Source organism: Burkholderia sp. 9775_39 (assembly GCF_015712225.1).
Taxonomy (GTDB): domain Bacteria; phylum Pseudomonadota; class Gammaproteobacteria; order Burkholderiales; family Burkholderiaceae; genus Burkholderia; species Burkholderia cenocepacia.
In genome coordinates, this window is record NZ_JACCQC010000052.1 from 1 (window position 1) to 23982 (window position 23982).

Genomic DNA, 23982 nt, shown 5'->3' on the forward strand with positions numbered 1-23982 from the left:
GTATAAATCTCATCACAGCCAGCCTGTCGTAATGCGCTCAGTTGCAGATCCAGACATTGCTCGTCTGTCGAGACACGCGCGTATCCTATCTTCACATCTATTCCCCGTGCCCGGCCCTCTTATTTTCCATTCTTAATCAACCGTCTTCGCGGCCGCTCGGAATTCCACACAATGTTCATTTGTATTACTTAATACATTATACGTCTATAAAATAAAGCCAAATATCCGTCCATTCACTCCCCGAACGCAGAAATCCAACTTCTTTGATCTTGATCAATTTATTAAACAAAACTCATATGAATGCACCAAGATGTCGCAACAATCACTCTGCCACCCCAGTAAACCCGTATATTTTTACTGAATCGGCGTACGTGCTTCGCTTGAAATATTTATTACAAAATAGTGTCACATCTTGACTTGCCGCTTCGACCCTTTATGCTTCAAATCATGAACCTGCCGTTCCGAAAGTCGCATCAATCACAATGATGACTCTCCATGAAAATTCCCCAGAAGGGGATGCGGAAAGCGTCAACCGTGAACAGACAGCCAACGAGCGCACTCTGATCTACTGGACTCGATCTGCGTCGGTTGCGCTCAGCCGAGAGCTGACGCGCCGCGCCTGGAACGTGGCGCTCGTTTCCGCTGGCCAAAACATGCGTCAGATCGCCGGCAAATTCACGTGTGGCATTCTCGACTTGTGTGGCGAAACTGACGATGCAATCAATGGCGCAGCATCTTTGTGTGCATCAATGCGTGGCGTCATTTGGGTTGCCCTTGTTGAAATCGATCAAGCCGCGTCTCAAACTGTACGCGCACTGATCCGCGACTATTGTTTCGACTACATTACGATACCCGCCTCTCCGGAGCGCGTGGCCGACGCGGTTGGTCACGCATACGGAATGAAATGCCTCTTCACACGAGACTGTGAACCAATCGATGCACAAGCACACGGTGTGATCGGCTCCAGCGACGTCATGCGTCATCTATTTGATGTCGTGCTGCGATTGGCACGCACTGACGCACCAATTTTCATATCAGGAGAAACAGGGTCGGGCAAAGAACTGACAGCCATAGCTATCCATCGCCATTCTGAGCGACTAAACGGCCCGTTCGTCGCAGTCAACTGCGGCGCAATCCCGCCACACCTAATGCAATCCGAATTATTCGGTTACGAACGCGGTGCTTTTACCGGCGCGAGTGCGCGTAAGATCGGATACATCGAGGCAGCCGCCGAAGGCACGCTGCTACTGGATGAGATCGGCGATTTGCCATATGAAAGTCAAGCGAGTCTTTTAAGGTTTTTGCAAGAAAAAAAGTTTCATCGTCTTGGCGGACGCCACCCGATTCCGGTAAACATACGAATCATTTCTGCAACCCATGTAGACTTACGTTCGGCAGTGGCACGTGGTCAGTTTCGAGCCGACCTCTTCCACCGGCTTTGCGTGATGAGAATCGACCAACCTCCATTGCGCACACGCGGTAGTGATATCGAATTGCTCGCGAGATACGCGCTTGACCGCTTCCAAAGCGACGCCAATCGCCGCGTTCACGGATTTTCCGCAGATGCTATTGCCGCACTCTATAAGCATGATTGGCCGGGGAACGTACGCGAGCTCCTTAACCGTGTCCGCCGCTCAGTCGTGATGACCGACGGACGCCTCATTACCGCTCGGGATCTCGAGCTCGAACACTGTTTGGCATCCGCCACGCAATCGGTCGCCGATATACGCAAGTTGCACGAGCGCGATGCGGTCGAAGCAGCGCTACTGCGGTCTAACGGAAACGTCGCTGCGGCTGCGCAGGAGATCGGCGTATCACGCGCATCTCTATATCGGATAATGCGTGCATGTGGGATCAAATCGATACGTGGCGCGTAGAGGATCGGAAAGGTCCGTTACCGCGGTTGATGAGCGTTAAGGGGATGGACGAACGTCCAACGGCATCAATCTAGTGTCGTAAAATGTCAGAGGCCTTCGTTGTCGATGTAGGCGGTTCAACACACGCCACCGGTTAGCCGGCCGTCATTTTGGATCGCTTCTCCGAAAGGCGAGGCAATCGAGATTCGCGATCTGCGCAAGGATCTATTGCCGTTCGCCCGACCAAGTCGATCGACAAGTCGCGTATCGCTCGCGGTTTTCGATCGAAGTGCTGTTTGAATGCCTCGCTGGCACTCCGGAAATAGGGAGTAATAGCGGTAAATTATTCGAAATCCTTCTCAACAAATCTAACCGATACGCATGAAAAATTCTACCCTACATACGCTTCAACTCGAACTACAGGACCTCAATACTCAATTGGCCAAGGTAAAGACCGCCGAAAAGAAGGCGGCGTTAGCCGCCTTCAAGGAGCAAGTCGCGCAATACGGCATCACGCAGCAGGAAGTGCTATCGGCTCTGGGCTACGTGCAGTCGAAGTGCAAGCAAACGGCAGCGAAGTATTACGATGCGTCGTCAGGAAAAAGTTGGTCCGGTCGTGGTCCACGTCCGAAATGGCTCGAAGGAAAAGACCTCAATGACTACGCAATCGACCATGCGCCGAAACCCTGGTGGCCAGGTGAAAGCGTGTGATTTCTGCACGTAAAGCCCTGGCTGCAGCGGATCGGGGCGGCTCGATCCAGAACAATCGAGACGACACCTAGTTGAGCAAGATTTTCGTCGCATCTCCCAATGCTCGACTGTAATCGACCGTATGGGCATCGATATCGAGAAGTCCCGCGTCCATGTCGTCGGACTAGACGCGAAGGGCGAGACGCTGTTCCGGAACCGATTTACGCGCGAACGGTTGCTGGAATTTCGGGCGCGGGTATCTTCGAAGATTGTTGGATATGAAGCGTGGCTAGGTAGCAACTGGCTGGCCCGCAAAGCGATCGGTCAGGGGCATCAGATTTACATCGTTTCCGCACAACTCTTCAAGTCAAACATGACCAGCATCGACGACGCAGAGACCGACGATGTTGGCCGTCCATCGCCGCCGACGTTCCGGGCCCGTCAACACTTCCATCACTTCCTGCCTGGTGTTAGTCAAAAACACAGTCTTATGCCTACCCGTTATTGTAAGTGGGGACTGTGTCCGGCGTTTCACGGGGCGGCTCCAAGTATGGGACCAACTCTACCATTTGCATCCAGTATCGCGCACTGCATCAAACGCGAGTGATGGAATCGCCAGCAAGCCACGCTTGGAATATGCATTGCGGCAATCGATGCGCGCGGCCTTCGACACCTCGCGCCCAAAGGTCGCCGCCATAGAATCATTAGACGTCTTGACATCAGATGAAGCGTCCGATTTGCCGAGGGGTGCCAGGCCTTTACCAGCTGATGGTATTGAACCAATCGATTTGATATCGGACTGCCAGTCTACGTCATGAGCGGAAACACTAGGTGCGATCACCGCATGAGATTCGCCATACGACGTGGCATCGACATTTTTCGGACTTGATATCGGACTAGCATTCGGCCTGGACAGCACTGGCGATCCCCTGCGCGTGGATTTCGCCGAGGCACGTACTTCCGTGACTACTGTCGATGCACCCGGAGCCGGGGACTGCAGCAACGAGCGAGGTGCAATCAGTTCAACGCTCAGCACACGTTGAGACACCTGCGATCGCCCTGATCTCGTTAATTCGTCAAACAATAATGTGGTGCACAAAGCCAGCCATGCCATCACATGAATGGCCGTCACAATCACCAATGCGAAAATACCGACACGAAAACGGTACCACGGACGCTGGAGAGTACCGCTCATTGCATGAATGTCAATAGCACGCCGCTCGATAGCGGCCTCACCCCGTGCGGGGACCCACATCGTAACCGAATGCAAGCAGATCGCCGGGCTGGCCATCGAGATAACAGAATCGCCTCAAGCGACGCAAATCCGATGGCTTTACCTCGGTCCATACTCGCAGCCGCAGCATCCATTCCGAAATACCAACGGCAGCCGCAAGATCCCTCACGTCGGCGTTGCGGACCGCGAGCATCACGTCGATGCTTCGAGATGATCGGCATGATGTACACCGCAGATAAATTGCCTGCACCCAACGTCGCGCCCACTCGATTGCAGCAAAATACAACGTCCATTGAGCCGCAAACAGCGCGCCACAATAACGATCGCGCTTCCTATCTGGGCCGAAATGGCACATCACATCGCTCGATAAACACGCATTGCATGCATAGATATGCACAAGGTCGGAAAAAGAAAACTCTTAAAACTGGAGCAACTCGCACGCACCGGATAAGGAAAACTTAGCGGCACGATAGATACAGTTCGGCTTCTGCCAGCAGCAAAAATGGGCCACATCAATGCGATAACCGAGATCAGGGAACTAGTCAGACCCATTCTGAACCACCTTCCTGAATTCATCCCGTCCAACGGGGCATAGATCAAGTAAACGGCGGCTAGCAACGATATTGCCACAGTGCCTAATGGGCGAATTTGATCGCCCGTCTACTGAACTGGGCAACGGCATCTACGCGCCCAAATCTAAAATAATTCCCAACAATCACATCGTAGACAAAATATCACCGCAGATCAATAGTAAGCGATCGAAATTGCCTCATCCATGAACATCAAACCCAGCGCAGCGTCGGCACGTATGCCCATGATGCGCCCTGCGATCGAGTGAAGCCGACGTTAGCCGGATGTCGACAGTGTAACACTTCGATTTCGCAGAGCTTCGTGAATATATGCACTGCAGTTGGCGCAGTTGGGTTTTTGAGAATAATTAGCTATATTTCAATTTTGATGAAAATTCATTTTTAGCCATTTCTTCACATTTCACTCTCGTTGACCGGCGCACAGCAAAATATCCCCCTTTATCGAAGCCGCCAGCTGTACAATGCTGTGACCAGCGAACATGACCCTACGGTATTTCATCCACCTCTTTCGAGGCAATCAATACAACGGAAATTAACTTCAGGAGTCCGCGGCGTCTAGAATAACATTTCTCGAAATCAATCTCTCGTTCGATTGAACAACGATAGATCGACTTCACGATCGATAGCTATTTTACGGAGAATCGAATGAGGTGATCCAACTTCGGTCATGCAACGCATATCAAAACGCACGAATACCCGTATGCACCGTCTCATCCGCAGCCGTTAGCGTGAGTGATGGACCCTCTCCAGAGTAAAAATGCATATTGACAATGATACGTGGCGAGAAGTCGCGGCACTCATACTTCCAGATGAGTCTGCGAGACCCGGTCGGCCTTCCACGGACGGGCGCATCATACTGACAGCCATCGTCTACATTCTTTTGACGAATATCAGTTGGACAAAGCTGCCGCGTCGACGATTCCGAACATCGGGCATCACGTGTTGGCGACATTTCCGCAAATGGCATCACGACGGTGTTTGGCCAAAGATCGAACTTCGTCTTACGCAGGAGTGGAGACGCAAAGGACACGTCGATTGGGCTGCACAACTCCGCAACGCGGCCTCGAGCCGATTCGAAGAAATGGCGAATCGCGAACGTCGCAAACAGATGCAGCATCGTATACAGAGGGCGGGCCATTGAGCCCGAAACCACTATGGTTCGAAATTCGCATCTCAAGAAACGCAAGCATCTAACCAAGGATCAACTACTTCCCCTACCCGCTGAAAGTGTCCGAGCCTTATCACTCGAAGCACACATTGCATTATCCGTGCTGCGGCGCGGGCGCGGCGAAGCCATGCAAATTGGTTGTCTCGCAAAGACGATCTATCTCGCATACTTTATGCGCGACATCACGCCTGGGGCTGAGATCGATCAATTTCAGACTGCCGAACTTATCGTTGAAGACTGCATCGACCGGGCGCTTCGTGGTGAGCAATGGGAATTACGGGAAACCGATTACTCTGCGATCGAACGCATTTTGCTGTTGTACGATGCTCAACTGTCCGCCGCGCCCGCGTACCGTTTTGCCGACGCATGGCAGAAGTTCCTGAACGTGGTCGTAGGGAGCTGTCAAACACCGATCGATGGTTCAAGAGTTAAAGCGCCGACTGTCGGCTTTGCTGAAGTGAGTGAATTGGCTCGCGAATCAGTAGACTCGCTTGGAAATGGTTGCCCAGACATCGAGTCACGCTGACATGTTCTTGATCACACGGAGTATCGTTCAACCAGTCAAGATCGACCTTCTTCGATACTTGAACAATGTTCTTGTCAACGTGAAAACGCTGGCTATCGTAAGCTTAGCAAGCCGAACATTGGACCATGCGGCCGTATCCTGAGAATAGTGTCACACATTGACGCGACTGATAATCTTAGCAATACTGATGTTTCCTGTACCGCGAGCGATACCGCGGGCGATCTTCTGAGCGACTCCGAGTTACTGATAAGGAAAGATATGCGGCGAAAATCTGCAGCTGGCGCACTTGCCTCGATTGTCGCGCTAGTGATGCTTGGTGGATGCAGCTTATTTGGTTGTGGCGGTGCTGCAAGTAACGGTGGCGGTTGGGGCGGATGCCACGTCGGGGCGCGGTTCTGAATCATGGACGCATGGCAAGACGTTTTTCTCATCCCCATTCTTTGTCTTTTTCACGCATTCGATCTCAATCGCGCGCTGAGCGTCGGCAACGCTCAATGATCACGACCGCGACCGCGACCAGCAGGCCGTCGACGCGCCGGCTGAACGCCTCATCGTCGTCGAACGGCACTTGCAGCACGGTCACGCCATCGCTAGACGGCGTACGCGCCACGCCGACCAGGACCTCGTGGTCGACGCGCTACAGGATGCGTGCCGAGTCGGGGCTACCCGGGCGCTTCACCGCGACCTTCAACGTCAGTAGCACGGCTATCCTGGGTGCATCGTCGTCAGGATCCGAGCTGACAATGCGCACCGCTGGGTTCGACGCGGTCGCCAACTGTGTGGCGACTTCGACGTCGCTGCAGGATCGGCGCCGTCGGGCACCGCATTGAAACGCGACTCGACCGAATTCGACTGCCGCACCGCATCGCCCTTAGTGTTGAGCGTGGTGATGCCCAGGCTTGCGTGGCCGAGGAGTTCCCGCATGTCGCGAATGTCGGCGCCGGCGTCCAGACCGTGGTTCGCGAAGGTGTGACGCCGATCCGCAGCCACCTTCTGACGACTCGTGCTCCCAGTCGACGGTCAGGAAATCAGTTCAAGATGCTTGGCGCCATTCGGCACGGCGTCGACAACCAAGCGTCGATCGAAGGTCGCCAGCTTGCCCTTGTGTGCGCGCGCCAGCGCTAGCAAGTACGTGTCCGTCAGCTGTGCCGACGACAGCAAGCGCGTGGCGTCGACGTGCTTTTCGTCCAGCAAGCTCACATCATCCGGCCAGAACGTATGCCCGGCGTGCGCCCGCAGTTGCGCGACGAACGGGGCGACGGAGGCCGGCGAACCCATCGCGTTCGGATACTTCGGATTACCGATAATCCGCAACACGCCGTTCTCGGTCAGTGGGCAAGTCGACCACGCGGCATGCCCTACCCGGCCAAACCATGCATGTGCCGGACCGTGCTGAACGTGGGCAGGATCCAGCAAAGCGATAAGAACGTTGACGTCGAGCAAGTAGGTCATCAAAGTGAATCGTCGCGAAGTTGATTGACGATGTCGAGCGTGACCGATCGGGCCGTCGGGGAGGACGGCATCAACGGCAGCCCGTTGCGACTCGTCTGGTTGGTCGTCGTGCGTTGCAATGCGGCGCGCGCGAGCTCGGAAATGACCTTGCCGATACTCGTGCCGGAGCCGGGCTTCGCACGCTCCCGTGCGAAGGCGAGGACGTCGTCATCGATGTCGATAGTGGTACGCATGGAGTTCTCCTGATGAACATCAAACATCAAGCATCGCCTATTGTACTCCGGTCGCATCAAACATCAAGCATCATTTCTGTTGTAAGCCCGGTTGTCGGGCGGTATCCTGGCTGCGTACCTGAAGCAACAGGTGTAGGGTTTGGCGACCCGAACGGTTAGTGCGCGGCCGCGCTCAGCGGCTTTTTGTGGTTCATCGCGGGAAACCGTGGAGCGTTTGAGGGGGATTTCCTTCGCTCGAAGTCAAGAATCGCATCAATCAGCGCGTCTTTGAGAGACTGATCGACCGGTGCCCGAAACGTTTGACCGACCGATGTCGATACCTCAACGACGAATGAATTTACCGTCTTTCGCCAATCTTCCGAGTAGAGCTTGTCGATCTGCTCGATCCACGCCTCCTTCGGATACATCCACTGCGCTTGCTGGCCGCCGTCAAGTAGAACAGGTATGGGGCTTGACATGCCATCCCGTTGGTCACCAGGTAGTTGAAGGAGAGTCCGGCGATTCTTCCCTCTCTTACCGCCGTAGGCCCATCCTATCCCCGTCACCTTAGCCACTCGCTGCCCCGGTTGACCGCGGAGATAGTGATGTATCGAGCGGGCGGCACTTGCACGCCGGGAATGATCACCACCCTAATCCCTGCGGATACGGAAAGAGCTATTCGCTCCGGTCGCATGGCGAGCCATAGTGAAACAACGACGGCGCCGACGGTACCGAACGCCGATATCCAATTCGCGAACGAATTGATGAAGTCCCAGTGTTCCTTATCAAGACCCAGAAAGTTGATGCTCACGGTTCGTTTTCCGTTTCAACTAGCGCCGTTCCAGTGAAATCGTTACGTCTGTGCCGAATTTGTTGACAGCCCATCTATTGATTGCGGCAACAGGGTCCGCGTCGATGCCGTGCCCTTCGATCCGCGAGACGCGATGCGCTTGCCCGGGTGGAAGTTTCGCTGAAACCCACCAGAAGTTATCGGCGCGGACGAAGGCGGTAAACTCGTTAGGCCCAGCCTTTAGGCACCAGTAACCGGTCATCACATCGCGCGCCAAGCGCAGCGCATTCTGAACGGTGTCGGCCAACTGCTGGAGTGCCTGGTTTGCGGCGTCCTGGCTTGCTGTCTCGGCAACGATGAGGTTCGCACGCACGTCGTCCAACACGGCCGTCCACTCGCGCCGCACGGGGCCGAGGCCCGCATTAACGGGCTTCCATTGCGCATCCGCTAACGCCGGCAGCAGGAGTAGCAGCTCGAAGACGCTGACCGTCTCGCCGGGGCGCAAAACTGGACCCAGCGCTGGGTGAGGCGCGGCGGCTTTCGGGTCGGCGTGTCGTAGTGTGAGGGCCCCGTTGGTGCCCGGTACCGGCAGCGTGAACGAGGAGAGGTGAGGCCCGACATCGACAGGGCCAAAATTCAAAATTGTCATTGGTGTTTTCCTAGGCCAGTTGGTTAAGGATTTCGACTTCGAAACCCTCGGGCCAACCGTCTCGATAGACCCGCAGTGCATCCTCGGCGATCAACTCGGGCGCAACGTCCGCGTACTCTTCGTCGCGTGGGGTGATCATCACGATCGCACTCGGGACACCCTTCGCGGCGGCGATCTGATTCGCCAACCGTTTCAGTTCCTTTGTCCACTCTTGAACCTGTCGGTCAAGAACCTGCTTCTCGTCAATCCTCTCAGTCATGATTTCGTTTCCCGTTATACCGATTCTGTTTCGCGATACGCTTTTTCGCTCTGGCTTTCGAAGATACGTTCGCCGGTCTTGTGATGCTCCACCCACACGCGCCAACCGTTCCCTGCGATCTTCTCCGCGCCCTTGATCGCCGACGTGCGCGCCTGTGGATTGCTTGCGTCACCGACGATGCGGGACGTATTGCCCAGCGCATACGTCAGGTTCCATACCTTTGTTGTGCTCATTCACTGCTCCTTGATCCTGCCAAGCCGGCGTTTTCCCGTCTTCAAAAATCGATCGCGTCGACCGGGACATCGATCCCGTGGTGTTGGAGAACAGCCTCACGAAACACTCGCCATTCCGTTTCTCCGGCCTGCTCATGAGTGCAATGCAGGCACTGATCAGCGCCTGCCAGCTGCTCCGTCACCGTCCGGTGTACGTCTATCCCAAAGCGCTTGCTGAAGCGCCCCACGCATGAGCCATCGTGCCCCGTGACCCACACGGTATCGCCGGCCGCTGAAACGTCGATGCTATAAAGCTGCTCCATCAATTCCTCGGTTATCGAAGGTCCGCGCGAACGGCGGCGATAGCATCGAGCGGCGACAGGCCACCGTGACGACGCGCGAGCACTTTGACTCGCCGCGACCCGTGACGACGCATGCGTGCGAGAACGCGCTCCGCGTGCTTGACTCGAAGCAACCAGATATGCGGCGAAACATCCTTATCGAACTGAACATTGCTCACGATATTTCCCGTGGGTTATTTTTCGGTGCTTCGAGCATGTCTGTAATTCCAATCGGCTACCGGCCGGTGCGGCGCGCTCACGTGCCAAGCGGTTTTCCTATTAGAGACCGTATTTCGCCGTCAGCTCCTCGATACGTTGAATGTCGGCTCGATGTTTCGCGAGCGCATCCGGCGAAACCTCATCGAGACGAACTTTCCCGCATGCGATCGTTGTATCCCATTCGGTCGCACGTTTCACTCGCTGCATCAGTTCGCTCAGCTCTCTGCGCATCGTATCGAACATCGTCTGCTCCTGCTTTTCATGAGCCGGCCGGGCCGGCAAATCTTCCATTGGACCGATACCGGTTGATCAGAGCGGTATGATCGGGATGTTCCAGCCGAGAAACGCTGCCCGGCCGGGCGCCTCCACAACACCGTGAGGCAGACGATCGTCGAAGATGAACCAGTCACCCGCCTTCGGCTTGTGGCGGACCGTTCCTTGTCGGAAGGTCAGACCGTCGTTGTGCAGTACAACCATCAGCACCAGGCCCTCGTCGTCCGTGTGCATGTCTACGGCTGCTGTCGCCACAAACTGTTCATCACGACCCCGATAACCGCTGGCAGCGTGACAGTAGCCGAGCGCAGCGAGATTCGGCAGCCATGGGGCGCCGTCGCGCCTGGCCCAGGGCGGGATTGCGAAGGTCTCGACCTGTTCGCTGAAGTCGCTTTCCTCGGCGGCGGTGTAGAACTCGCCAGCCAACTGATCAGAGAGGCGAATGACGTGCGCGGGCACTTGGACCGTGCCGAGCGGCCGGTTGCCGGTAGAGGAGCGTGCCGGCGGCCTGCGCAGATCGGCGTCGGCGAGTCGCATGGTGTTTTTCCTACTCGATTATCGTCTGCAGCCGAGCGAGCGCATCCTCAACGACCTCCGCCGGGGCGCTCTCGATCTTGCGTGCACCCCGCGCTTCCAGATCGAGCATGCGCACCATGTTCACCAGGGCCACGCCCTGCGTCTCGGTACCCGAACCTGAGAGCGGCACGGCGAATCCTGCGAAGCGCGCAAACTCCCCTCCTTGAGTAATCGGCGCAACGAGCGCTACACCTAACGTATTGAACGCGGCCGGAGACAACACGAGCGCGGGACGGAAATCGCCCTGCTGTTCACGCCCGATGGTCGGGTTCAGGCTCACGCGCACGATGTCGCCCCGCTCAAACTTGACCCGCCTCACCATGCTTCACGCCCCACCGGCATGACCTCGCCCCATGCAGCCATGTCGGCAGGAACAGGAGCTTTCACATCGCATTGAGCGACAAGATCTTCCAGTGCGTACTTGCGGCGTGCAGGGGTCAGCAAAACCCCGTCAGGGCGGACGTCCGCGTTAAGAGAACCACCCACAGAGGCATGCATCTGCTCGAGCAACACTGCGGGCAGACGAACCGCAGCGCTATTGCCCCATTTCTGAATTTTGAGTTCCATAATACGCTCCAAATGTTGATCCATTGTAGAAACATCTTAGCAAGACGTCAAGGAAATGCGTATCTACTTTGGATCAACATGGCCCACGATGTTGGATACTGCGTCCAGACTGACTTATCGACCTGGTGGAGCTAATCTTGAGGGGAATCAGTGGGCGCCCGCGAGGGGCATCGACGCTGCAAACGCGGTCAAATCGCGCTCTCCAGAATGCGGCGGAGAACTGCCCCATCTACCTCGATATAACGACGCGTATCGTCGATCGACTCGTGGCCAAGCAACAGTTTCACCTGCTCGATCGTCGCACCCCGACCGAGCAACCGGGTCGCGAACGTGCGTCGACCGCTGTGGCTGGACGCCCTGAACCCAGCGGCTTTGTAGAGTCCCGTTACATGCGATTGAAGGGAATCCGCTGCCCAGTAGTCAATCGGCTCGCCGTCGGTAGAAATTCGCACCTTGCGGTTCAACGCATACGGATAACCCTTCCGGCTCAGGATCAATGGGAGGTCGGGGAATAGTCCTCGAAAGCGAGACCGGTCTAGAGTGGTCCCCAGCTCGTGCGCGACTCGGTACTCCAAGTACCGCTCGATCGCATCGACCAGCTTGGGGGCAGAAAAATAGACGGCGCGCTGGCGACAGCCCTTGGTAATTGCCGCTCGAAGAGAGACCTCCGTGCGGAGCGCACCACTGCGGAACATGACGTCGGCCGCCGTGATTTGCGCGACCTCAGTGATCCGCATGCCGGCGCATAGGCCAAGCAGAAGAATCACGGCATCGCGCGCCGGATGCCTGCTGGTCGCTTCAGTGACGCGTAGTAGATGACGGATCTGGCCGGGCGACAGAGCGGCGGCCCGTTTTATGACGTTGGGCATGATGGCTCTCTGAACAAGATGGAAATCGGGATCATTCAGAGAGAGAACCGTGCAGGCTCTTTTTCAAACCTATCACGCCGTCCTACAAGGCAACCTCGGAAAATTCAGCGCGGCGCTGGCCATGCATTACCATCGCGTCCTATCGCAATTACTCGACAACGATCGTGATGACTGAACTACATGACCTACAGGCTCAGCTCCGCGAATTGAATATTCGACTCGCGGACGCGAAGAAAGACGAGAAGCAGGCATATTTGGCCGGCGTCCAGGAGCGCGTTGCGCTCTACGGCATCACCGAAGATGAACTGCTGCGCGCGGCCGGCTTTCGGAAAGCGCGCAAACCGCGGACGCAAGCGAAGTACTACGACCCCTCTTCAGGTAAGCAATGGTCTGGATTCGGGCCGCGACCGAGATGGCTGGAAGGCAAGAATCTCGACGATTACCTGATCGAGCGTGCGGCGAAACCGTGGTGGCCCGGAGAGGAGGCCTGATGGCTCGCCCCCGCGACGATCGTGCGGTGAGAATGTTCGGCGCTCGGCCGAACGTCGCGATGGTATCGCGCCCCTGCTCAAATGTTGCGGTACCCTGTTTCTGAACGGTTGCTTATGGGGCACGGCAATGTGCTATTCCGCGAAGATCCAAGCCAACTATCGAGAGTACGTGCGGCGCTATGGCGCCGACATGGACATCGAAACGTTCAGACACATCTTCTTCGCGCGAGCCTCCGGGGCCGATATCAAGATCCCGAAGGCGGTCGACTCCGCGTTCGCGGGTGTCGATGACGAAATCTCGGCCGCGATCGCCGCGTATCGTAGCCAGCGAACACGGGAGCTGGAGACCGATCTGTTCGAGCAGCGAGCGCGGCTCGCCGCGGCCGAGAAGAAGCTCGCCGTGAAGATCACGAAGAAAGCCAGCGAGGACGTGCGGATCGCCACGAACAAGATCGATGCGGCAACGCGCGGGCTCGACGATCTTCGCAGGCAGGACCTGCAGGAGCGTGATTCGCGGATCTTCCCCGGTTGGTATGCACCCGTCCTGATCCAGCTCGACGGCAAGCGCGTGGTCGTGCCGATGCGGTATCGATGCCGGATACCGGGCTGGACCGAAGCGGACGAAAAAAAGAAGCCGGCAACCTATAACGCGCGCTCGGATTCGCTCGCCACGGCCTGGCGCAAGGTCTTCGGTTTCACGCATGGCCTCTTGCTCGTCGACGCTTTTTTCGAAAACGTGAAGCGTGACGGCCAGAATGTCGTGCTTCGCTTCGACCCAACGCCTCCGCAACACATGCAGGTCGCCTGCCTGTGGACCCGCACCGAGATCCCTGGCGCCGACGATTTGTGGTCCTTCGCGGCGATCACAGACGACCCACCGCCGGAAGTGGCGGCAGCTGGCCACGACAGGTGTATTGTCCCCATTAAATCCTCGAACGTAGACGCCTGGCTCGCACCGGATCCGAGCCGGCGCGCGCAGCTGCGCGAAATCCTCGCCGACCGCGAGCGGCCGTACTACGAGCACCAGCTCGCTGCGTAAACCCGGGGGTTGGAGGGACGGTTATCTCTGGCATATACTGTATAAACATACAGGTATTTTGCGTAACCGACCCCATGCACCCCGCACTCGCCCACCCTGAAGCCATACATCCAGCCCTTTGGCGAGCCAGCCAACTGGCTCGCTCGAGCGTGCGCGGCGTCGACACGGGCCATCCGGACCTGACAGCCGAACTGCCCGGCGGCGGCTGGCCGGCCGGCGCGCTGGTCGAACTGCTCGCGCCGCAGCCGGGCATCGGCGAACTGCGGCTGCTGGCGCCAGTACTCGCGCGCGCGGCCGGCAAGCCGGTCATGCTGATCCAGCCACCGCATGCGCTGCAACCGTTGGCGCTCGCGTATTGGGGCATCGACCCGTCAGGCTTCGTGACACTGCCAGCGCCGCGCACGGCCGACGCGCTGTGGGCCGCCGAACAAGCGCTGCGCGCCGGCACGTGCGCCGCCGTGCTACTCTGGCAGTCGCATGTCCGCGCGGACGCATTGCGGCGGCTCAACCTGGCTGCGCAGAGCGGGCAGGCCCTTTTCTATCTCTTCCGGCCTGTCGCCGCCGCGCGCGACGCGTCGCCGGCACCCTTGCGGCTCGCGCTGGCGCCCAAGCGTGACGGCATCGACGTCACGTTCGTGAAGCGCCGCGGACCGGCACGCGACACGCCGCTGTTCGTTCCCCTGTCCCCCTCGCCGATTTTGTTGAACCGCCATGCAAGTCTTTATATGAACGCCTCCCGTTTGAGCAGGTTCTCGAGCGCTCCGACTGACAGGATGGGCTGCAGCTTTATATCCGTACATGGACTCCCGCCTATGAGCAAGATCGGTTTGCTGGTTGAGGGTCGCGACTGCGTCCGTACATTCGGCTTCCGAGTGTGCGGTTTCCCGCACGAGCCAAGATGGAAATTTGCGCGCTTGCTCCTCATCGGCCTTCTGGCTTCAAACTGCAGCCGCCGGATATATCAGGATCTGCAAGCGCCGGTCTGACCGGTTCACCATGCTCGCCAATTCTTGCGCAATTGCGAAAGAGGTAAAACTACATCCAAGGTCTGCTTGCTAAGCTGCTCTGAACATCTCCTCGCGTGTCAGGACTGACCATGCAATTCGAGCAGTTTTGTTCGCAAGGGCGATGGCGGCGATACGTATGCGGTCTTTTAACGACGCCCCTCAGCGGTTGAGGGCGGCAGGCATTCTCCAAGGCATGAGATCGGCGTAGTCGTCGGCGGTTGCAGCGAGCGGCAACCTGGTGAACAGCCAAACCAGATAGCGATACGGCTCGACGCCGTTCGCCTTGCACGTCTCGACGAGGGAGTACAGGTTGGCACTGGCCTGCGCGCCGGCAACGGTATCGGAGAACAGCCAGCCCTTGCGGCCGACGACGAACGGCCTTATCGCGTTCTCGCACAGGTTGTTCGAGATCGGCCAGTTGCCGTTACCGACGTAGCGGACCAGCTTGGGCCACTGTCCGCTCATGTACTGCAATGCCTTGCCGAGCAGACTCGACGGCACGACGCCCGGCAGATGCTCGACCAGCATGCGCTCGATGATGGCGAGCACGCGGGCGCTGTACCGGGCGCGCAGTAGCTGCCGACGTTCAGACTTCCACTTCGCGCTGCGCGCGTCGGCCGCGAACAGCTTGCCGATCAGTGCGACGAAGCGTGTGGCCAGCAGATCCGGTGAGCGTGCCGCCTTCGGCACCGACTCCTCGGCCTTGATGAAGCCGCGGCGCACGTGTGCCCAACACCCGAGATGCACGAGTTGGTGATCGTGGGCGATGCCGTTATAGAGCTCGTAGCCATCCGTCATCAGCGCAGTGCCGGGCTGTACGCCGGCATACAGCTTCTGCGCATGTTGAGCACCGCGCCCGGGCGAGTAGGAGAACATCCGTACAGGCGGTCCTGGGCCGTTGACCTGCGCCCATAGGTAGCTCTTCGCCTGCGGTCTTCGTCCCGGTTCTTTCAGCACCTGGAACGTTGTCTCGTCGCCGTAGATCAGGTCCGATTCGAGCAGCGCATCGCGCATCAGGTTGATCACCGGCTGCGTGGCCAGACCTACCCGCACCACGCTGGCGGCCAGCGTATTCGACGAGATGTCGCCGCCGAAGCGACGCAGCAGCGTGGCCTGGCGATACAGCGGCATGCCGTACTGGTACTTGCCGGTGATGATCCACGCCAGCGCGGATTCCGTGAGCAGCCCGCGAGGGATAATACGCGCCGGTGCGGGCGTGACCTTGATACCGAGATCGCAGCATGGGCACGCGTATTTGACCCGTTGGTGCTGAACGACGCGCACTTGCTCGGGAATCACGTCAAGCTGTTCGCTCGTTTCCACGCCGATCTCGACGAGAGCATGGCCATCATGCGCGCAGAACCGTTCGGACTCGGGCAACTCGTGCCGCACGACCTCGCGCGGCAGGTTCGGATCGAGTGGTTTGCGCCCACGCTTGCCGCGCGTGTGAGCGGCGACCGATGTGCCGGGCATATCCTCGCGCGCGGGCGCGTCGGTAGTCGTCGCCAGCGCCTCGGCTTCGTTGAACAGACCGAGCTGGTCAGCATGGCGCGCCTCGCTCGAGGCGCCGAACAGTTCGTGCTTGTAGGCTCGCAGCTTCTCTTCGGCCAGATCGCGCTGGGCCGTCACGAGTCGAAGCTCGCCACGCAGCGCATCGCGTTCGGCGCTCGCGGCAATCAGCGCCTCGTACTCCTCGGCGCTCAACATGACGGGATTGTTCGGCATGGCCGATTAGACTATGCCACCCGCGTGGTGTTCAGCTCATCCGCGCGTAATATCGCTGGGGATGCTTCTGGATCACGGCCAGGTCGATGCCGTCGAGCAGCCAGTGCAACTGCTCGGCGCTGAGCGTGATCGTGTCGCCTCCGTTCGGCCAGACGAAGCGGTCGGCTTCGAGTCGCTTGAGCAGCAACCAGAAGCCGTTGCCGCCCCAGCCGAGAATCTTGATACGATCGCGACGGCGGTTGCCGAACACGAACAGCGCCGAGGTCATTGGGTTCAGGCGCATCGCCTGTTCGACCAGGATCGACAGCCCGTTGATGCCCATGCGGAAGTCGACCGGATCGCGATGAAGGTAGACCTTCAACCCTTCGTCGAACCGGAACACGGCAGCCTCCCGAGCATCTGGATCACCGTGGCCAGCTCATCGACGCTCGCCTCGCCAAGATCAAATTCGACACCATTCGACAGGCGCACATGTAACGAGAGCGCCATCAACGACGTGTCTGGTGGCAGTACAGGGGAAACGGCGGGCACTGTCGATGGCGCGGTGACGACAGGGACAAATGCCTGCGCTTCACTCACCGGAACACGACGCGCCGAACCCGGGATGTCGATCGATACGCCGTCTATCACCAGCGGGTCCGGTCTAGTTGGCGTTTGCAGCGTATGCTGCTGATAGCGCGAGATCCAGCGACGCAACTGGTTCGGGTTGACGTCGTGATCCATGGCCATTCGGGCAATCGACACGCCCGGCTTCAGGCAAAGCTCGACCAGCTCTTGGACGGCAGCCTCATCAAATTCCCGCCGGCCATCCCGTCGGCGGCCGACCACCAGTCTGCCTCGAAGGTCCTGTTTCTCTGTCATCACGGTCTGAATGCATGTGTCCACGCGGACACTTAGCTTCTGACCTTCTGCCTACCATTGGTAGGGCGTCGTTTATTGACGGCTTACGGCGATACTAACGTGTCGCCGCTGCATCAAGCGCCTGATCCAGAGGCTATGGCTGTCTTCGCGGCGGTTCACAAAGTGTATTACCGCTCGCGAACCCTGCACGAGCAAGGTTCTCAGGTACGTATCACCTCGCTTCGTGATACCTCCAAGACGCGTCTTGCCACCGCTGGATCTTTGCTTTGGCGTTAGCCCAAGCCATGCAGCAAACTGCCTGCCGTTACGGAATTGCGAGGGATCACCAACGCAGCTCACGAGCGCAGTCGCAATGACTGGGCCGATGCCGGGAATCGTGGCCAGCCGCTGGCAAGCCTCGTTCTTCTTGAAGATCGCAGCGATCTCACTGTTGATTTCATCGAGCCATTGCTGCAAGACCTTCATCTGATCGAGATACATCGAACCGAGGCGTCTTAGCAGGGGCGTAATACCGGTTTCGGTTTCGTTTTCGCTGACGAGTGCAACGATCCCCTTGCGCAACTGGGCCAGGCCGGTCGGAAAGATGATGCCCTCTTCGGCAAACATGCTCCGGATCTGGTTGGATTTCGCTGTCCGCTCCTGGATAAGGCGTTCGCGCATCCGATGTACCGACTGCAGTGATTGCTGCTCGGCACTCTTGATTGTCACAAAGTGGATGTCCCGCCTCGTCACGGCCGCGCAAATTGCCGCTGCGTCATTGGCATCGTTCTTCCCGCCGACCAGAAACGGCTTGACGTATTGTGTGGGTAGCAAACGAACCGTGTGCCCCAACACCGTTAATTCCCGCGCCCAGAAGTGCGAACCGTGGCAGGCCTCTATGCCGACCAGGCTGGGTTCAAGCTTGGCGAAGAACTTCAGTACCTCCGCGCGACGAAGCTTTCGTTGCATAACGACGTTCTCGTGGCGATCGATGCAGTGAGCCTGGAAGACATTTTTTGCGATATCCAGACCAATAGTCAGTGCCGGCATTGTTGTTCTCCCGAGAGTTGGTGCTCTAGTTTCGCCCCGGAGGGGGCGGGAGTCCATACCATCAGCCTCAATGCAGCTGAAGTCGCTGCGGGCCCCGATGATATCCGCTGACTCGCACCTCATTTGGATCACGAACTTGAAGTTCTGACTTGCATCCAGGTTTCGCGAGTCCCGGTCCTACCTGTGGCGTCATCACGTTCAATTGCCTGCGCAACCTTGGGACGTTCCTCCCTGCAAAGCTTTATGCCGCTGAAGGCTCTACGTGCCCATGCAATCGACTACTGCGAAAGTCCCGCTCGTACGGACGTCCGTGGGCAAGTACAGCCCAAATCACTCTGGCGATCTTGTTTGCGATCGCGACCACGACGACGTTCGGTGGCCGGCGCATCCTGAGCTGATCAATCCACTTCCCGGGGTCCTTAGCGTGTACGAGCACGCTTCGCGCGCAGTGGATCAGCAGCGTCCTGAGATAAGAATCTCCACGTTTGCTGATGCCATGGAGAAGAACCTTGCCTCCGGAGCCGGATTGCCGCGGAACCAAACCCAAATACGCTGCGAATTCCCGTCCAGACCGAAATGCTCGGGGATCGCCAATCGTCGCTACCGCGGCCGTTGCCGTCAGCGCACCGACACCTGGAATCTCGGCAAGCCTGCCGCTCGACGGGTCCGCGCGCATCCACATCTGAAGCCGGCGCTCGATCACACCTTTTTGTTCATCGAGCTTCACCAGGTTGCTCCATTGCTCCCGCAGCGTCTCGATCAACATCGTAGGAAGGCGGTTTGCAAGGCGTGCGAGTACATCTGGAATGGCGCTGTCGAGTCCCTTGCGACTACGGCTCATGACTTCTCCGTATTCGGTCAAAAGCCCGCGGAGCGAATTGATCTGCATCGTTCGCATCTTCACCAGTTGCTGTCGCATCCGGTGCATCGCAAGGACCGCCTGCTGACCTTCGGTCTTAACCGCGACGCCCTTTCCAGGTTGCTGTACTGCAAGCCAGATTGCGCGTGCATCGGCCGAGTCGTTTTTATTGCCGATATTGAATGCCTTCACGAAGCGCCCGGGCATCAGCCGAACATCATGCCCCATTTCCATGAGACGCCTCGCCCAGTGCTGGGCTCCGCCGCAGGCTTCCATGCCGATCAGGCACGGATTTCGATTCGCGAAGTAGTCGAGGAAAGCAGAACGCTTTATCGCCTTGTTCACGGTAGCGCCTGTGTTCTCGTCCAGGTGATGCACCTGAAAAACCGATTTCGCAATATCGACACCGACTGGAATGCGGTTCATCGCGAAGCTCCTGTAAGGGCCACGGGGGACATCATCATCGCTGATTTCACGCGCCATGGATCCCGACACCCATGACACCCCACCGACGGCGGATGGACGATGGGTGGGAGGCGTTCATACCATTTGGATCGGCGTGCATCTGCCGCACCTCAACCTCGAAGTGTTCCGGCCGCAATCGCCGGTGCCGTCGCCTGACGATGCGCGCGGGCTCGTCGTGCTCGAGGGCGGCCGCGTCGTGGCGCTCGATCGCGCCGCGCGCGCGCTCGGCGTGGTCGCCGGCATGCGCCGCGGTGGCGTGCTGTCTCTCGCACCAGACGCGCAGATCCGCGAGCGCGACGCCGCGCGCGAGCGCGAACTCGTGCTCGGGGTTGCCTATGCGCTCCTTCAATTTACGCCAAGCGTCGTCGACGCCGACGAGGACGTCGTGGTGCTCGACGTGACCGCGAGCCTGCGCCTCTTTCACGGACTCCGCGCGCTGCGCCAGCGCGTGCGCGACGTCGTCGCATCGTTCGGCGTCACCGCGGCGATATCCGTCGCGTCCTCGGGCCCGGCCGCGTGGATGGTCGCCCGCGGCCTGCGCGGCGGCCTCGCGCTGTCTGCGCGATCGCTGCGCCGCGCGCTCGCGCGCGTGCCGCTCGTCGTCGCGCCGGACGCGCGGCGCTACGCGAACTGGTTCGAGGATCTCGGCTGCGAAACGCTGGCCGATCTGCAGCGCTTGCCTCGCGCCGGATTGAAGAAGCGCTGCGGCACGCAGCTGCTCGACTGGCTCGACCAGGTCGCCGGCACCGCGCCGGCCGCCTACGACTGGCTCGAAATGCCGCCGTCGTTCGACACGCGCGTTGAACTGATGGATCGCGTCGAGCACGCCGAGGCACTGCTGTTCGTCGCGCGCCGGCTGATCCTGCAGCTGACCGGCTGGCTCACCGCGAAGCAGCTGGACGTCGCCGCGTTCGCGCTGCTGCTCGAGCACGAGCGCGGGCGGGACGCGATCGCGCCGACCGAGATCGAGATCGCGTTGGGCGCCCCTACCCGCTTCGAGGAACACCTCACGCGGCTCGTCAAGGAACGGCTCGGCCACGTCGAGCTCGCCGGGCCCGTGATTGCGGTGCGCCTGGTCGCCCGTAGTGTGCAGGAAGCGGCCGCGCCGAGCGACTCGCTGTTCCCGGAGCCCGGCGGCACGCCGCAGGATCACGCGCGGCTGCTCGAACTGCTGACGGCGCGGCTCGGCGCCGAGAACGTGCTCGTCCCGGCTCCCATGGCCGACTACCGTCCAGAGCCGGCCGCCAGATGGGTGCCGATGCGCGACGCGCCGAAGCGGGCACCGCTGCCGGCGGATCTGCCGCGGCCGGCCTGGCTGCTTGCAAAGCCTGTGCCGCTGCTCACGCGTCAGCATCGGCCGTTCTACGGCACGCCGCTGCGCATGGTGTCGCCCGGTGAGCGCATCGAAGGCGGCTGGCAAGATGGGCAGACCGTGACGCGCGACTACTTCGTCGCTGAGGACGACCACGGCGTCTGCTACTGGATCTACAAGGAGCGGCCGACGGCCAGCGACGAAAGCGAATCCCGCTTTTTCCTTCACGGCCTGTTCGGCTGATCGTCATGGACGCCGGCAGTTTCGGCGCCCTGCCCGCCTACGCGGAACTGCAGGTCGCCTCCGATTTCTCGTTCCTGCACGGTGCGTCGCGCGCGGAGGAATACGTGGCGCGCGCGGCGCAGCTCGGCTACAGCGCGATCGCGATCACAGACGAGTGCTCGCTCGCCGGCGTCGTGCGTGCGCACGTCGAAGCGAAGGCGGCGAACATGCCGCTGATCATCGGCTCGCACTTCCGGCTGACGGCCGCCGACGGCTCGCCCGCGCTCGCCTTCACCGCGCTGGCGATGAATCGCGATGGTTACGGCAACCTCTGCGAATTCATTTCGCTCGGCCGCATGCGCAGCAAGAAAGGCACGTACCGCCTAGCGCCGCTCGATCTCGAGCACCCGGAAACGCCGTACAGCCACCTCCGGAGCCTGCCCGACTGCATCGCGATCCTGTCGCCCGACTTCCCGGCCAACGAGCAGCGCTTCGACGCGCAGGTCGAATGGTTCGCGCGCGTGTTCGGCGATCGCGCATGGGTCGCGCTGACGTTGCACGCACGCGCGATGGACGACATCCACCGCGGCGTGGTGGAGCGCGTCGCCGCGCGCCACGGCGTGCCGGTGGTGGCCACCAGCTGGCCGCTGATGCACGTTCGGTCGCGCAAGCCGCTGCAGGACGTGCTGACGGGAATTCGCGTCGGCCGACCGGTAACGGAGTGCGGGTACGAGCTCGCGCCGAACGCGGAGCGTCACCTGCGATCGCGTCTGCGGCTCGCCAACCTCTATCCCGCCGGCGCGCTCGAGGAAACCGTACGCGTCGCACGGCGCTGCACGTTCTCGCTCGACGACCTCAAATACGAGTATCCCGACGAACTGGTACCCGCCGGCACCGACCCGGCGACGTACCTGCGCGAGCAAACCTACATCGGCGCGCGACGGCGTTTCCCGGATGGCATCCCGGTCGACGTCCAGGCGCAGATCGAGCACGAGCTGCAGCTGATCGCCGACCTGAAATACGAGGCGTATTTCCTGACGGTCTACGACATCGTGCAATTCGCGCGCGGGCAAGGCATCTTGTGCCAGGGACGAGGCTCGGCTGCGAACTCGGCCGTCTGCTATTGCCTTGGCGTGACCGAGGTCGATCCATCGCGACAATCGATGCTGTTCGAACGGTTCATTTCCAAGGAACGCAATGAGCCACCCGATGTTGATGTGGACTTCCAACATCAAAAGAGGGAAATCGTCATGCAGTACATCTACCGCAAGTACGGTCGCGATCGGGCGGCGCTGACGGCTGCCGTCACGACGTACCGGCCGCGCAGCGCGTTGCGGGAAGCCGGCAAGGCGCTCGGCGTGGATCCGGCGATCGTCGATCGCGTCGCGAAGCAGCACCATTGGTTCGACTCGCGCGCCGATCTGCTGCAGCGGTTTGCGGAGGCCGGCCTCGATCCCGAAGCGCCGCTGAACCAGCAGTGGGCCAGATTCGCCGCGCAGCTGCTCGGCTACCCGCGGCACCTTTCGCAGCACTCGGGCGGCTTCGTGATCAGCCGCGGCAAGCTCACGCGGCTCGTGCCCGTCGAGAACGCAGCGATGGAGGATCGCTCGATCATCCAGTGGGACAAGGACGATATTGAATCGTTTGGAATCCTAAAGATAGATATCTTGGCCCTGGGGATGCTCTCGATGGTGCGTCGCGCGCTCGACATAATCTCGGAGAAGCGCGGCGAGACTTTCGAACTGCAGGACATACCGGCCGAGGACAAGGCGACCTACGACATGCTGTGCGACGGCGACAGCATGGGCGTGTTCCAGGTGGAATCGCGCGCGCAGATGTCGATGCTGCCACGCCTGCGGCCGCAGTGCTTCTACGACCTGGTGATCGAAGTCGCGATCGTGCGGCCGGGCCCGGTGCAAGGTGGGATGGTGCATCCGTTTCTGCGCCGGCGCCAAGGGCTGGAGCCCGTCACGTTTCCGTCGGAAGGCTTGGAGAAGGCGCTGGCGCGCACGCTCGGCGTGCCGATCTTCCAGGAGCAGGTTGAGGTCAGACGGAATTCGTGGAGGCCAACGGGTTAAGCAGCGATCTGATTCAGATAGAAACGCTGCGTGAACGCGACAGGCGATTGGTAGTTCAGACGCGCCTGCGTGCGCTGCCGGTTGTAGAAGATCTCGATGTATTCGCTGATCGCCAGGCGTGCCTGCTCACGTGTGGCGAAACGTTGATGATAGATCAGTTCATTCATCAGCGTTCCCCAGAAGGATTCGATCGGGGCGTTGTCGTAACAGTTGCCACGGCGGCTCATCGACGCGCGCATGTCAAACTGGCCGATGAGTGCTCGATAGGCGAGCGCACAATATTGGGCGGATTCAACTGGTCGTCGCAACATCTCCAGATTGGAGGTGTTGAATGGGACGACCACTGGGATGGGGCTCGGAACAAACGGGAAGGCCCGTCATGCGATCACCTGGCAGACCGGGTGTCAATCA

General features: G+C 59.4%; 27 protein-coding genes and 4 pseudogenes. 9 read left to right on the plus strand and 22 right to left on the minus strand.

Annotation, left to right across the window (positions count from 1 at the left end):
* Positions 1-95 (minus strand): recombinase family protein (locus tag H0X90_RS34540; RefSeq protein ID WP_196438390.1); only part of this gene is annotated, 95 nt, incomplete at its 3' end.
* 387 nt (positions 96-482) lie between these two features.
* On the opposite strand from H0X90_RS34540, the gene H0X90_RS34545 reads away from it, so the two are divergent.
* Together H0X90_RS34545 and H0X90_RS34550 are read left to right on the plus strand one after the other, a co-directional pair.
* Entirely contained in the window at positions 483-1877 is a 1395-nt protein-coding gene (locus H0X90_RS34545; RefSeq protein ID WP_230877745.1) for a sigma-54 dependent transcriptional regulator, read from the plus strand.
* A gap of 360 nt (positions 1878-2237) precedes the next feature.
* Positions 2238-2567 (plus strand): H-NS family nucleoid-associated regulatory protein, encoded by a 330-nt coding sequence (locus H0X90_RS34550; protein WP_196438391.1) that lies wholly within the window; start codon positions 2238-2240, stop codon positions 2565-2567.
* Between the two features lie 541 nt (positions 2568-3108).
* Here the strand turns inward: H0X90_RS34550 and H0X90_RS34555 are convergent.
* Entirely contained in the window at positions 3109-3741 is a 633-nt protein-coding gene (locus H0X90_RS34555) for a hypothetical protein (RefSeq protein WP_196438392.1), read from the minus strand.
* 37 nt (positions 3742-3778) lie between these two features.
* Positions 3779-4001, minus strand: a pseudogene (locus H0X90_RS36300) (helix-turn-helix domain-containing protein).
* Positions 4002-5127: 1126 nt separating this feature from the next.
* Between H0X90_RS36300 and H0X90_RS36350 the strand changes: the two are divergent.
* A complete protein-coding gene (locus tag H0X90_RS36350; RefSeq protein WP_196438393.1) occupies positions 5128-5511 on the plus strand; it encodes a transposase in 384 nt (127 codons plus the stop codon).
* A 13-nt stretch (positions 5512-5524) separates the two neighbouring features.
* Complete coding sequence (locus H0X90_RS34565) at positions 5525-6064, plus strand: hypothetical protein (protein ID WP_230877746.1); 540 nt, start codon at positions 5525-5527, stop codon at positions 6062-6064.
* 1020 nt (positions 6065-7084) lie between these two features.
* On the opposite strand, the gene H0X90_RS34570 is transcribed toward H0X90_RS34565, so the two are convergent.
* From H0X90_RS34570 to H0X90_RS34630, 13 genes are all read right to left on the minus strand, one after another.
* Positions 7085-7516, minus strand: a complete 432-nt coding sequence (locus H0X90_RS34570) for a TA system VapC family ribonuclease toxin (protein WP_230877747.1) — start codon at positions 7514-7516, stop codon at positions 7085-7087.
* Positions 7516-7776 carry a CopG family transcriptional regulator gene (locus tag H0X90_RS34575; protein WP_230877748.1) on the minus strand — a complete coding sequence of 87 codons (261 nt, stop codon included), beginning with the start codon at positions 7774-7776 and terminating at the stop codon, positions 7516-7518. Before H0X90_RS34575 ends, H0X90_RS34570 begins: the two co-directional genes overlap by 1 nt.
* A 128-nt stretch (positions 7777-7904) precedes the next feature.
* Positions 7905-8207: a hypothetical protein gene (locus H0X90_RS34580; protein WP_196438395.1), complete on the minus strand. Its 303-nt coding sequence runs from the start codon at positions 8205-8207 to the stop codon at positions 7905-7907.
* 83 nt (positions 8208-8290) lie between these two features.
* Positions 8291-8539, minus strand: a complete 249-nt coding sequence (locus H0X90_RS34585; RefSeq protein WP_196438396.1) for a hypothetical protein — start codon at positions 8537-8539, stop codon at positions 8291-8293.
* 19 nt (positions 8540-8558) lie between these two features.
* Positions 8559-9167 carry a hypothetical protein gene (locus H0X90_RS34590; protein ID WP_196438397.1) on the minus strand — a complete coding sequence of 203 codons (609 nt, stop codon included), beginning with the start codon at positions 9165-9167 and terminating at the stop codon, positions 8559-8561.
* A 10-nt stretch (positions 9168-9177) separates the two neighbouring features.
* On the minus strand, positions 9178-9426 hold the full coding sequence (locus H0X90_RS34595; RefSeq protein ID WP_196438398.1) for a hypothetical protein: 249 nt from the start codon (positions 9424-9426) through the stop codon (positions 9178-9180).
* A gap of 14 nt (positions 9427-9440) precedes the next feature.
* Positions 9441-9659 (minus strand): hypothetical protein, encoded by a 219-nt coding sequence (locus H0X90_RS34600; RefSeq protein WP_196438399.1) that lies wholly within the window; start codon positions 9657-9659, stop codon positions 9441-9443.
* 41 nt (positions 9660-9700) lie between these two features.
* Complete coding sequence (locus H0X90_RS34605) at positions 9701-9961, minus strand: hypothetical protein (RefSeq protein ID WP_105777186.1); 261 nt, start codon at positions 9959-9961, stop codon at positions 9701-9703.
* Positions 9962-10258: 297 nt separating this feature from the next.
* Complete coding sequence (locus H0X90_RS34610) at positions 10259-10441, minus strand: hypothetical protein (RefSeq protein WP_196438400.1); 183 nt, start codon at positions 10439-10441, stop codon at positions 10259-10261.
* 66 nt (positions 10442-10507) lie between these two features.
* The gene (locus tag H0X90_RS34615) at positions 10508-11008 is read right to left on the minus strand and encodes a hypothetical protein (protein ID WP_196438401.1); all 501 of its coding nucleotides are present in this window, start codon (positions 11006-11008) and stop codon (positions 10508-10510) included.
* A gap of 10 nt (positions 11009-11018) precedes the next feature.
* Complete coding sequence (locus tag H0X90_RS34620) at positions 11019-11369, minus strand: type II toxin-antitoxin system ChpB family toxin (protein WP_196438402.1); 351 nt, start codon at positions 11367-11369, stop codon at positions 11019-11021.
* Positions 11363-11614, minus strand: a complete 252-nt coding sequence (locus H0X90_RS34625) for an AbrB/MazE/SpoVT family DNA-binding domain-containing protein (RefSeq protein WP_081071022.1) — start codon at positions 11612-11614, stop codon at positions 11363-11365. Before H0X90_RS34625 ends, H0X90_RS34620 begins: the two co-directional genes overlap by 7 nt.
* Positions 11615-11802: 188 nt before the next feature.
* A complete protein-coding gene (locus tag H0X90_RS34630) occupies positions 11803-12483 on the minus strand; it encodes a site-specific integrase (protein WP_196438403.1) in 681 nt (226 codons plus the stop codon).
* A gap of 164 nt (positions 12484-12647) precedes the next feature.
* Between H0X90_RS34630 and H0X90_RS34635 the strand changes: the two genes are divergently transcribed.
* The 3 genes and pseudogenes from H0X90_RS34635 to imuA all read left to right on the plus strand — a co-directional run.
* Positions 12648-12974 (plus strand): H-NS family nucleoid-associated regulatory protein, encoded by a 327-nt coding sequence (locus H0X90_RS34635; protein ID WP_196438404.1) that lies wholly within the window; start codon positions 12648-12650, stop codon positions 12972-12974.
* A gap of 127 nt (positions 12975-13101) precedes the next feature.
* Entirely contained in the window at positions 13102-14013 is a 912-nt protein-coding gene (locus H0X90_RS34640; protein WP_196438405.1) for an SOS response-associated peptidase family protein, read from the plus strand.
* A gap of 74 nt (positions 14014-14087) precedes the next feature.
* Positions 14088-14735, plus strand: a pseudogene (imuA, locus tag H0X90_RS34645) (translesion DNA synthesis-associated protein ImuA); the annotation flags it as partial.
* A 444-nt stretch (positions 14736-15179) separates the two neighbouring features.
* Here imuA and H0X90_RS34650 read toward each other — a convergent pair.
* The 5 genes from H0X90_RS34650 to H0X90_RS34670 form a co-directional block, all read right to left on the minus strand.
* Positions 15180-16745 carry an IS66 family transposase gene (locus tag H0X90_RS34650; RefSeq protein ID WP_196438406.1) on the minus strand — a complete coding sequence of 522 codons (1566 nt, stop codon included), beginning with the start codon at positions 16743-16745 and terminating at the stop codon, positions 15180-15182.
* A gap of 31 nt (positions 16746-16776) precedes the next feature.
* The gene (gene tnpB / locus H0X90_RS34655; protein WP_011885804.1) at positions 16777-17127 is read right to left on the minus strand and encodes an IS66 family insertion sequence element accessory protein TnpB; all 351 of its coding nucleotides are present in this window, start codon (positions 17125-17127) and stop codon (positions 16777-16779) included.
* Positions 17103-17606, minus strand: a complete 504-nt coding sequence (locus H0X90_RS34660) for a transposase (RefSeq protein WP_175812886.1) — start codon at positions 17604-17606, stop codon at positions 17103-17105. Before H0X90_RS34660 ends, tnpB begins: the two co-directional genes overlap by 25 nt.
* Before the next feature lie 72 nt (positions 17607-17678).
* Positions 17679-18635: an IS110 family transposase gene (locus H0X90_RS34665; RefSeq protein WP_230877750.1), complete on the minus strand. Its 957-nt coding sequence runs from the start codon at positions 18633-18635 to the stop codon at positions 17679-17681.
* A 241-nt stretch (positions 18636-18876) separates the two neighbouring features.
* Positions 18877-19920 (minus strand): IS110 family transposase, encoded by a 1044-nt coding sequence (locus H0X90_RS34670; RefSeq protein WP_196438407.1) that lies wholly within the window; start codon positions 19918-19920, stop codon positions 18877-18879.
* Between the two features lie 133 nt (positions 19921-20053).
* Between H0X90_RS34670 and H0X90_RS34675 the strand changes: the two genes are divergently transcribed.
* Together H0X90_RS34675 and H0X90_RS34680 are read left to right on the plus strand one after the other, a co-directional pair.
* The gene (locus H0X90_RS34675) at positions 20054-21514 is read left to right on the plus strand and encodes a DNA polymerase Y family protein (RefSeq protein ID WP_330165469.1); all 1461 of its coding nucleotides are present in this window, start codon (positions 20054-20056) and stop codon (positions 21512-21514) included.
* Between the two features lie 5 nt (positions 21515-21519).
* Positions 21520-23532: pseudogene (locus tag H0X90_RS34680) on the plus strand (error-prone DNA polymerase); the annotation flags it as partial.
* Between the two features lie 35 nt (positions 23533-23567).
* On the opposite strand, the pseudogene H0X90_RS34685 reads toward H0X90_RS34680, so the two are convergent.
* Positions 23568-23858 (minus strand): annotated as a pseudogene (locus H0X90_RS34685) (IS3 family transposase); the annotation flags it as partial.
* Positions 23859-23982: the final 124 nt, after the last annotated feature.

What these genes read in the sequence shown, in the direction of transcription:
- H0X90_RS34545 (WP_230877745.1), top strand. Translation starts at nt 483, where the DNA reads ATGATGACTCTCCATGAAAATTCCCCAGAAGGGGATGCGGAAAGCGTC.
- H0X90_RS34550 (WP_196438391.1), top strand. Translation starts at nt 2,238, where the DNA reads ATGAAAAATTCTACCCTACATACGCTTCAACTCGAACTACAGGACCTC.
- H0X90_RS34555 (WP_196438392.1), bottom strand. Translation starts at nt 3,741, where the DNA reads ATGAGCGGTACTCTCCAGCGTCCGTGGTACCGTTTTCGTGTCGGTATT.
- H0X90_RS36350 (WP_196438393.1), top strand. Translation starts at nt 5,128, where the DNA reads ATGCATATTGACAATGATACGTGGCGAGAAGTCGCGGCACTCATACTT.
- H0X90_RS34565 (WP_230877746.1), top strand. Translation starts at nt 5,525, where the DNA reads ATGGTTCGAAATTCGCATCTCAAGAAACGCAAGCATCTAACCAAGGAT.
- H0X90_RS34570 (WP_230877747.1), bottom strand. Translation starts at nt 7,516, where the DNA reads ATGACCTACTTGCTCGACGTCAACGTTCTTATCGCTTTGCTGGATCCT.
- H0X90_RS34575 (WP_230877748.1), bottom strand. Translation starts at nt 7,776, where the DNA reads ATGTTTGATGTTCATCAGGAGAACTCCATGCGTACCACTATCGACATC.
- H0X90_RS34580 (WP_196438395.1), bottom strand. Translation starts at nt 8,207, where the DNA reads ATGTCAAGCCCCATACCTGTTCTACTTGACGGCGGCCAGCAAGCGCAG.
- H0X90_RS34590 (WP_196438397.1), bottom strand. Translation starts at nt 9,167, where the DNA reads ATGACAATTTTGAATTTTGGCCCTGTCGATGTCGGGCCTCACCTCTCC.
- H0X90_RS34595 (WP_196438398.1), bottom strand. Translation starts at nt 9,426, where the DNA reads ATGACTGAGAGGATTGACGAGAAGCAGGTTCTTGACCGACAGGTTCAA.
- H0X90_RS34600 (WP_196438399.1), bottom strand. Translation starts at nt 9,659, where the DNA reads ATGAGCACAACAAAGGTATGGAACCTGACGTATGCGCTGGGCAATACG.
- H0X90_RS34605 (WP_105777186.1), bottom strand. Translation starts at nt 9,961, where the DNA reads ATGGAGCAGCTTTATAGCATCGACGTTTCAGCGGCCGGCGATACCGTG.
- H0X90_RS34610 (WP_196438400.1), bottom strand. Translation starts at nt 10,441, where the DNA reads ATGTTCGATACGATGCGCAGAGAGCTGAGCGAACTGATGCAGCGAGTG.
- H0X90_RS34615 (WP_196438401.1), bottom strand. Translation starts at nt 11,008, where the DNA reads ATGCGACTCGCCGACGCCGATCTGCGCAGGCCGCCGGCACGCTCCTCT.
- H0X90_RS34620 (WP_196438402.1), bottom strand. Translation starts at nt 11,369, where the DNA reads ATGGTGAGGCGGGTCAAGTTTGAGCGGGGCGACATCGTGCGCGTGAGC.
- H0X90_RS34625 (WP_081071022.1), bottom strand. Translation starts at nt 11,614, where the DNA reads ATGGAACTCAAAATTCAGAAATGGGGCAATAGCGCTGCGGTTCGTCTG.
- H0X90_RS34630 (WP_196438403.1), bottom strand. Translation starts at nt 12,483, where the DNA reads ATGCCCAACGTCATAAAACGGGCCGCCGCTCTGTCGCCCGGCCAGATC.
- H0X90_RS34640 (WP_196438405.1), top strand. Translation starts at nt 13,102, where the DNA reads ATGTGCTATTCCGCGAAGATCCAAGCCAACTATCGAGAGTACGTGCGG.
- H0X90_RS34650 (WP_196438406.1), bottom strand. Translation starts at nt 16,745, where the DNA reads ATGCCGAACAATCCCGTCATGTTGAGCGCCGAGGAGTACGAGGCGCTG.
- H0X90_RS34660 (WP_175812886.1), bottom strand. Translation starts at nt 17,606, where the DNA reads ATGACAGAGAAACAGGACCTTCGAGGCAGACTGGTGGTCGGCCGCCGA.
- H0X90_RS34665 (WP_230877750.1), bottom strand. Translation starts at nt 18,635, where the DNA reads ATGCCGGCACTGACTATTGGTCTGGATATCGCAAAAAATGTCTTCCAG.
- H0X90_RS34670 (WP_196438407.1), bottom strand. Translation starts at nt 19,920, where the DNA reads ATGAACCGCATTCCAGTCGGTGTCGATATTGCGAAATCGGTTTTTCAG.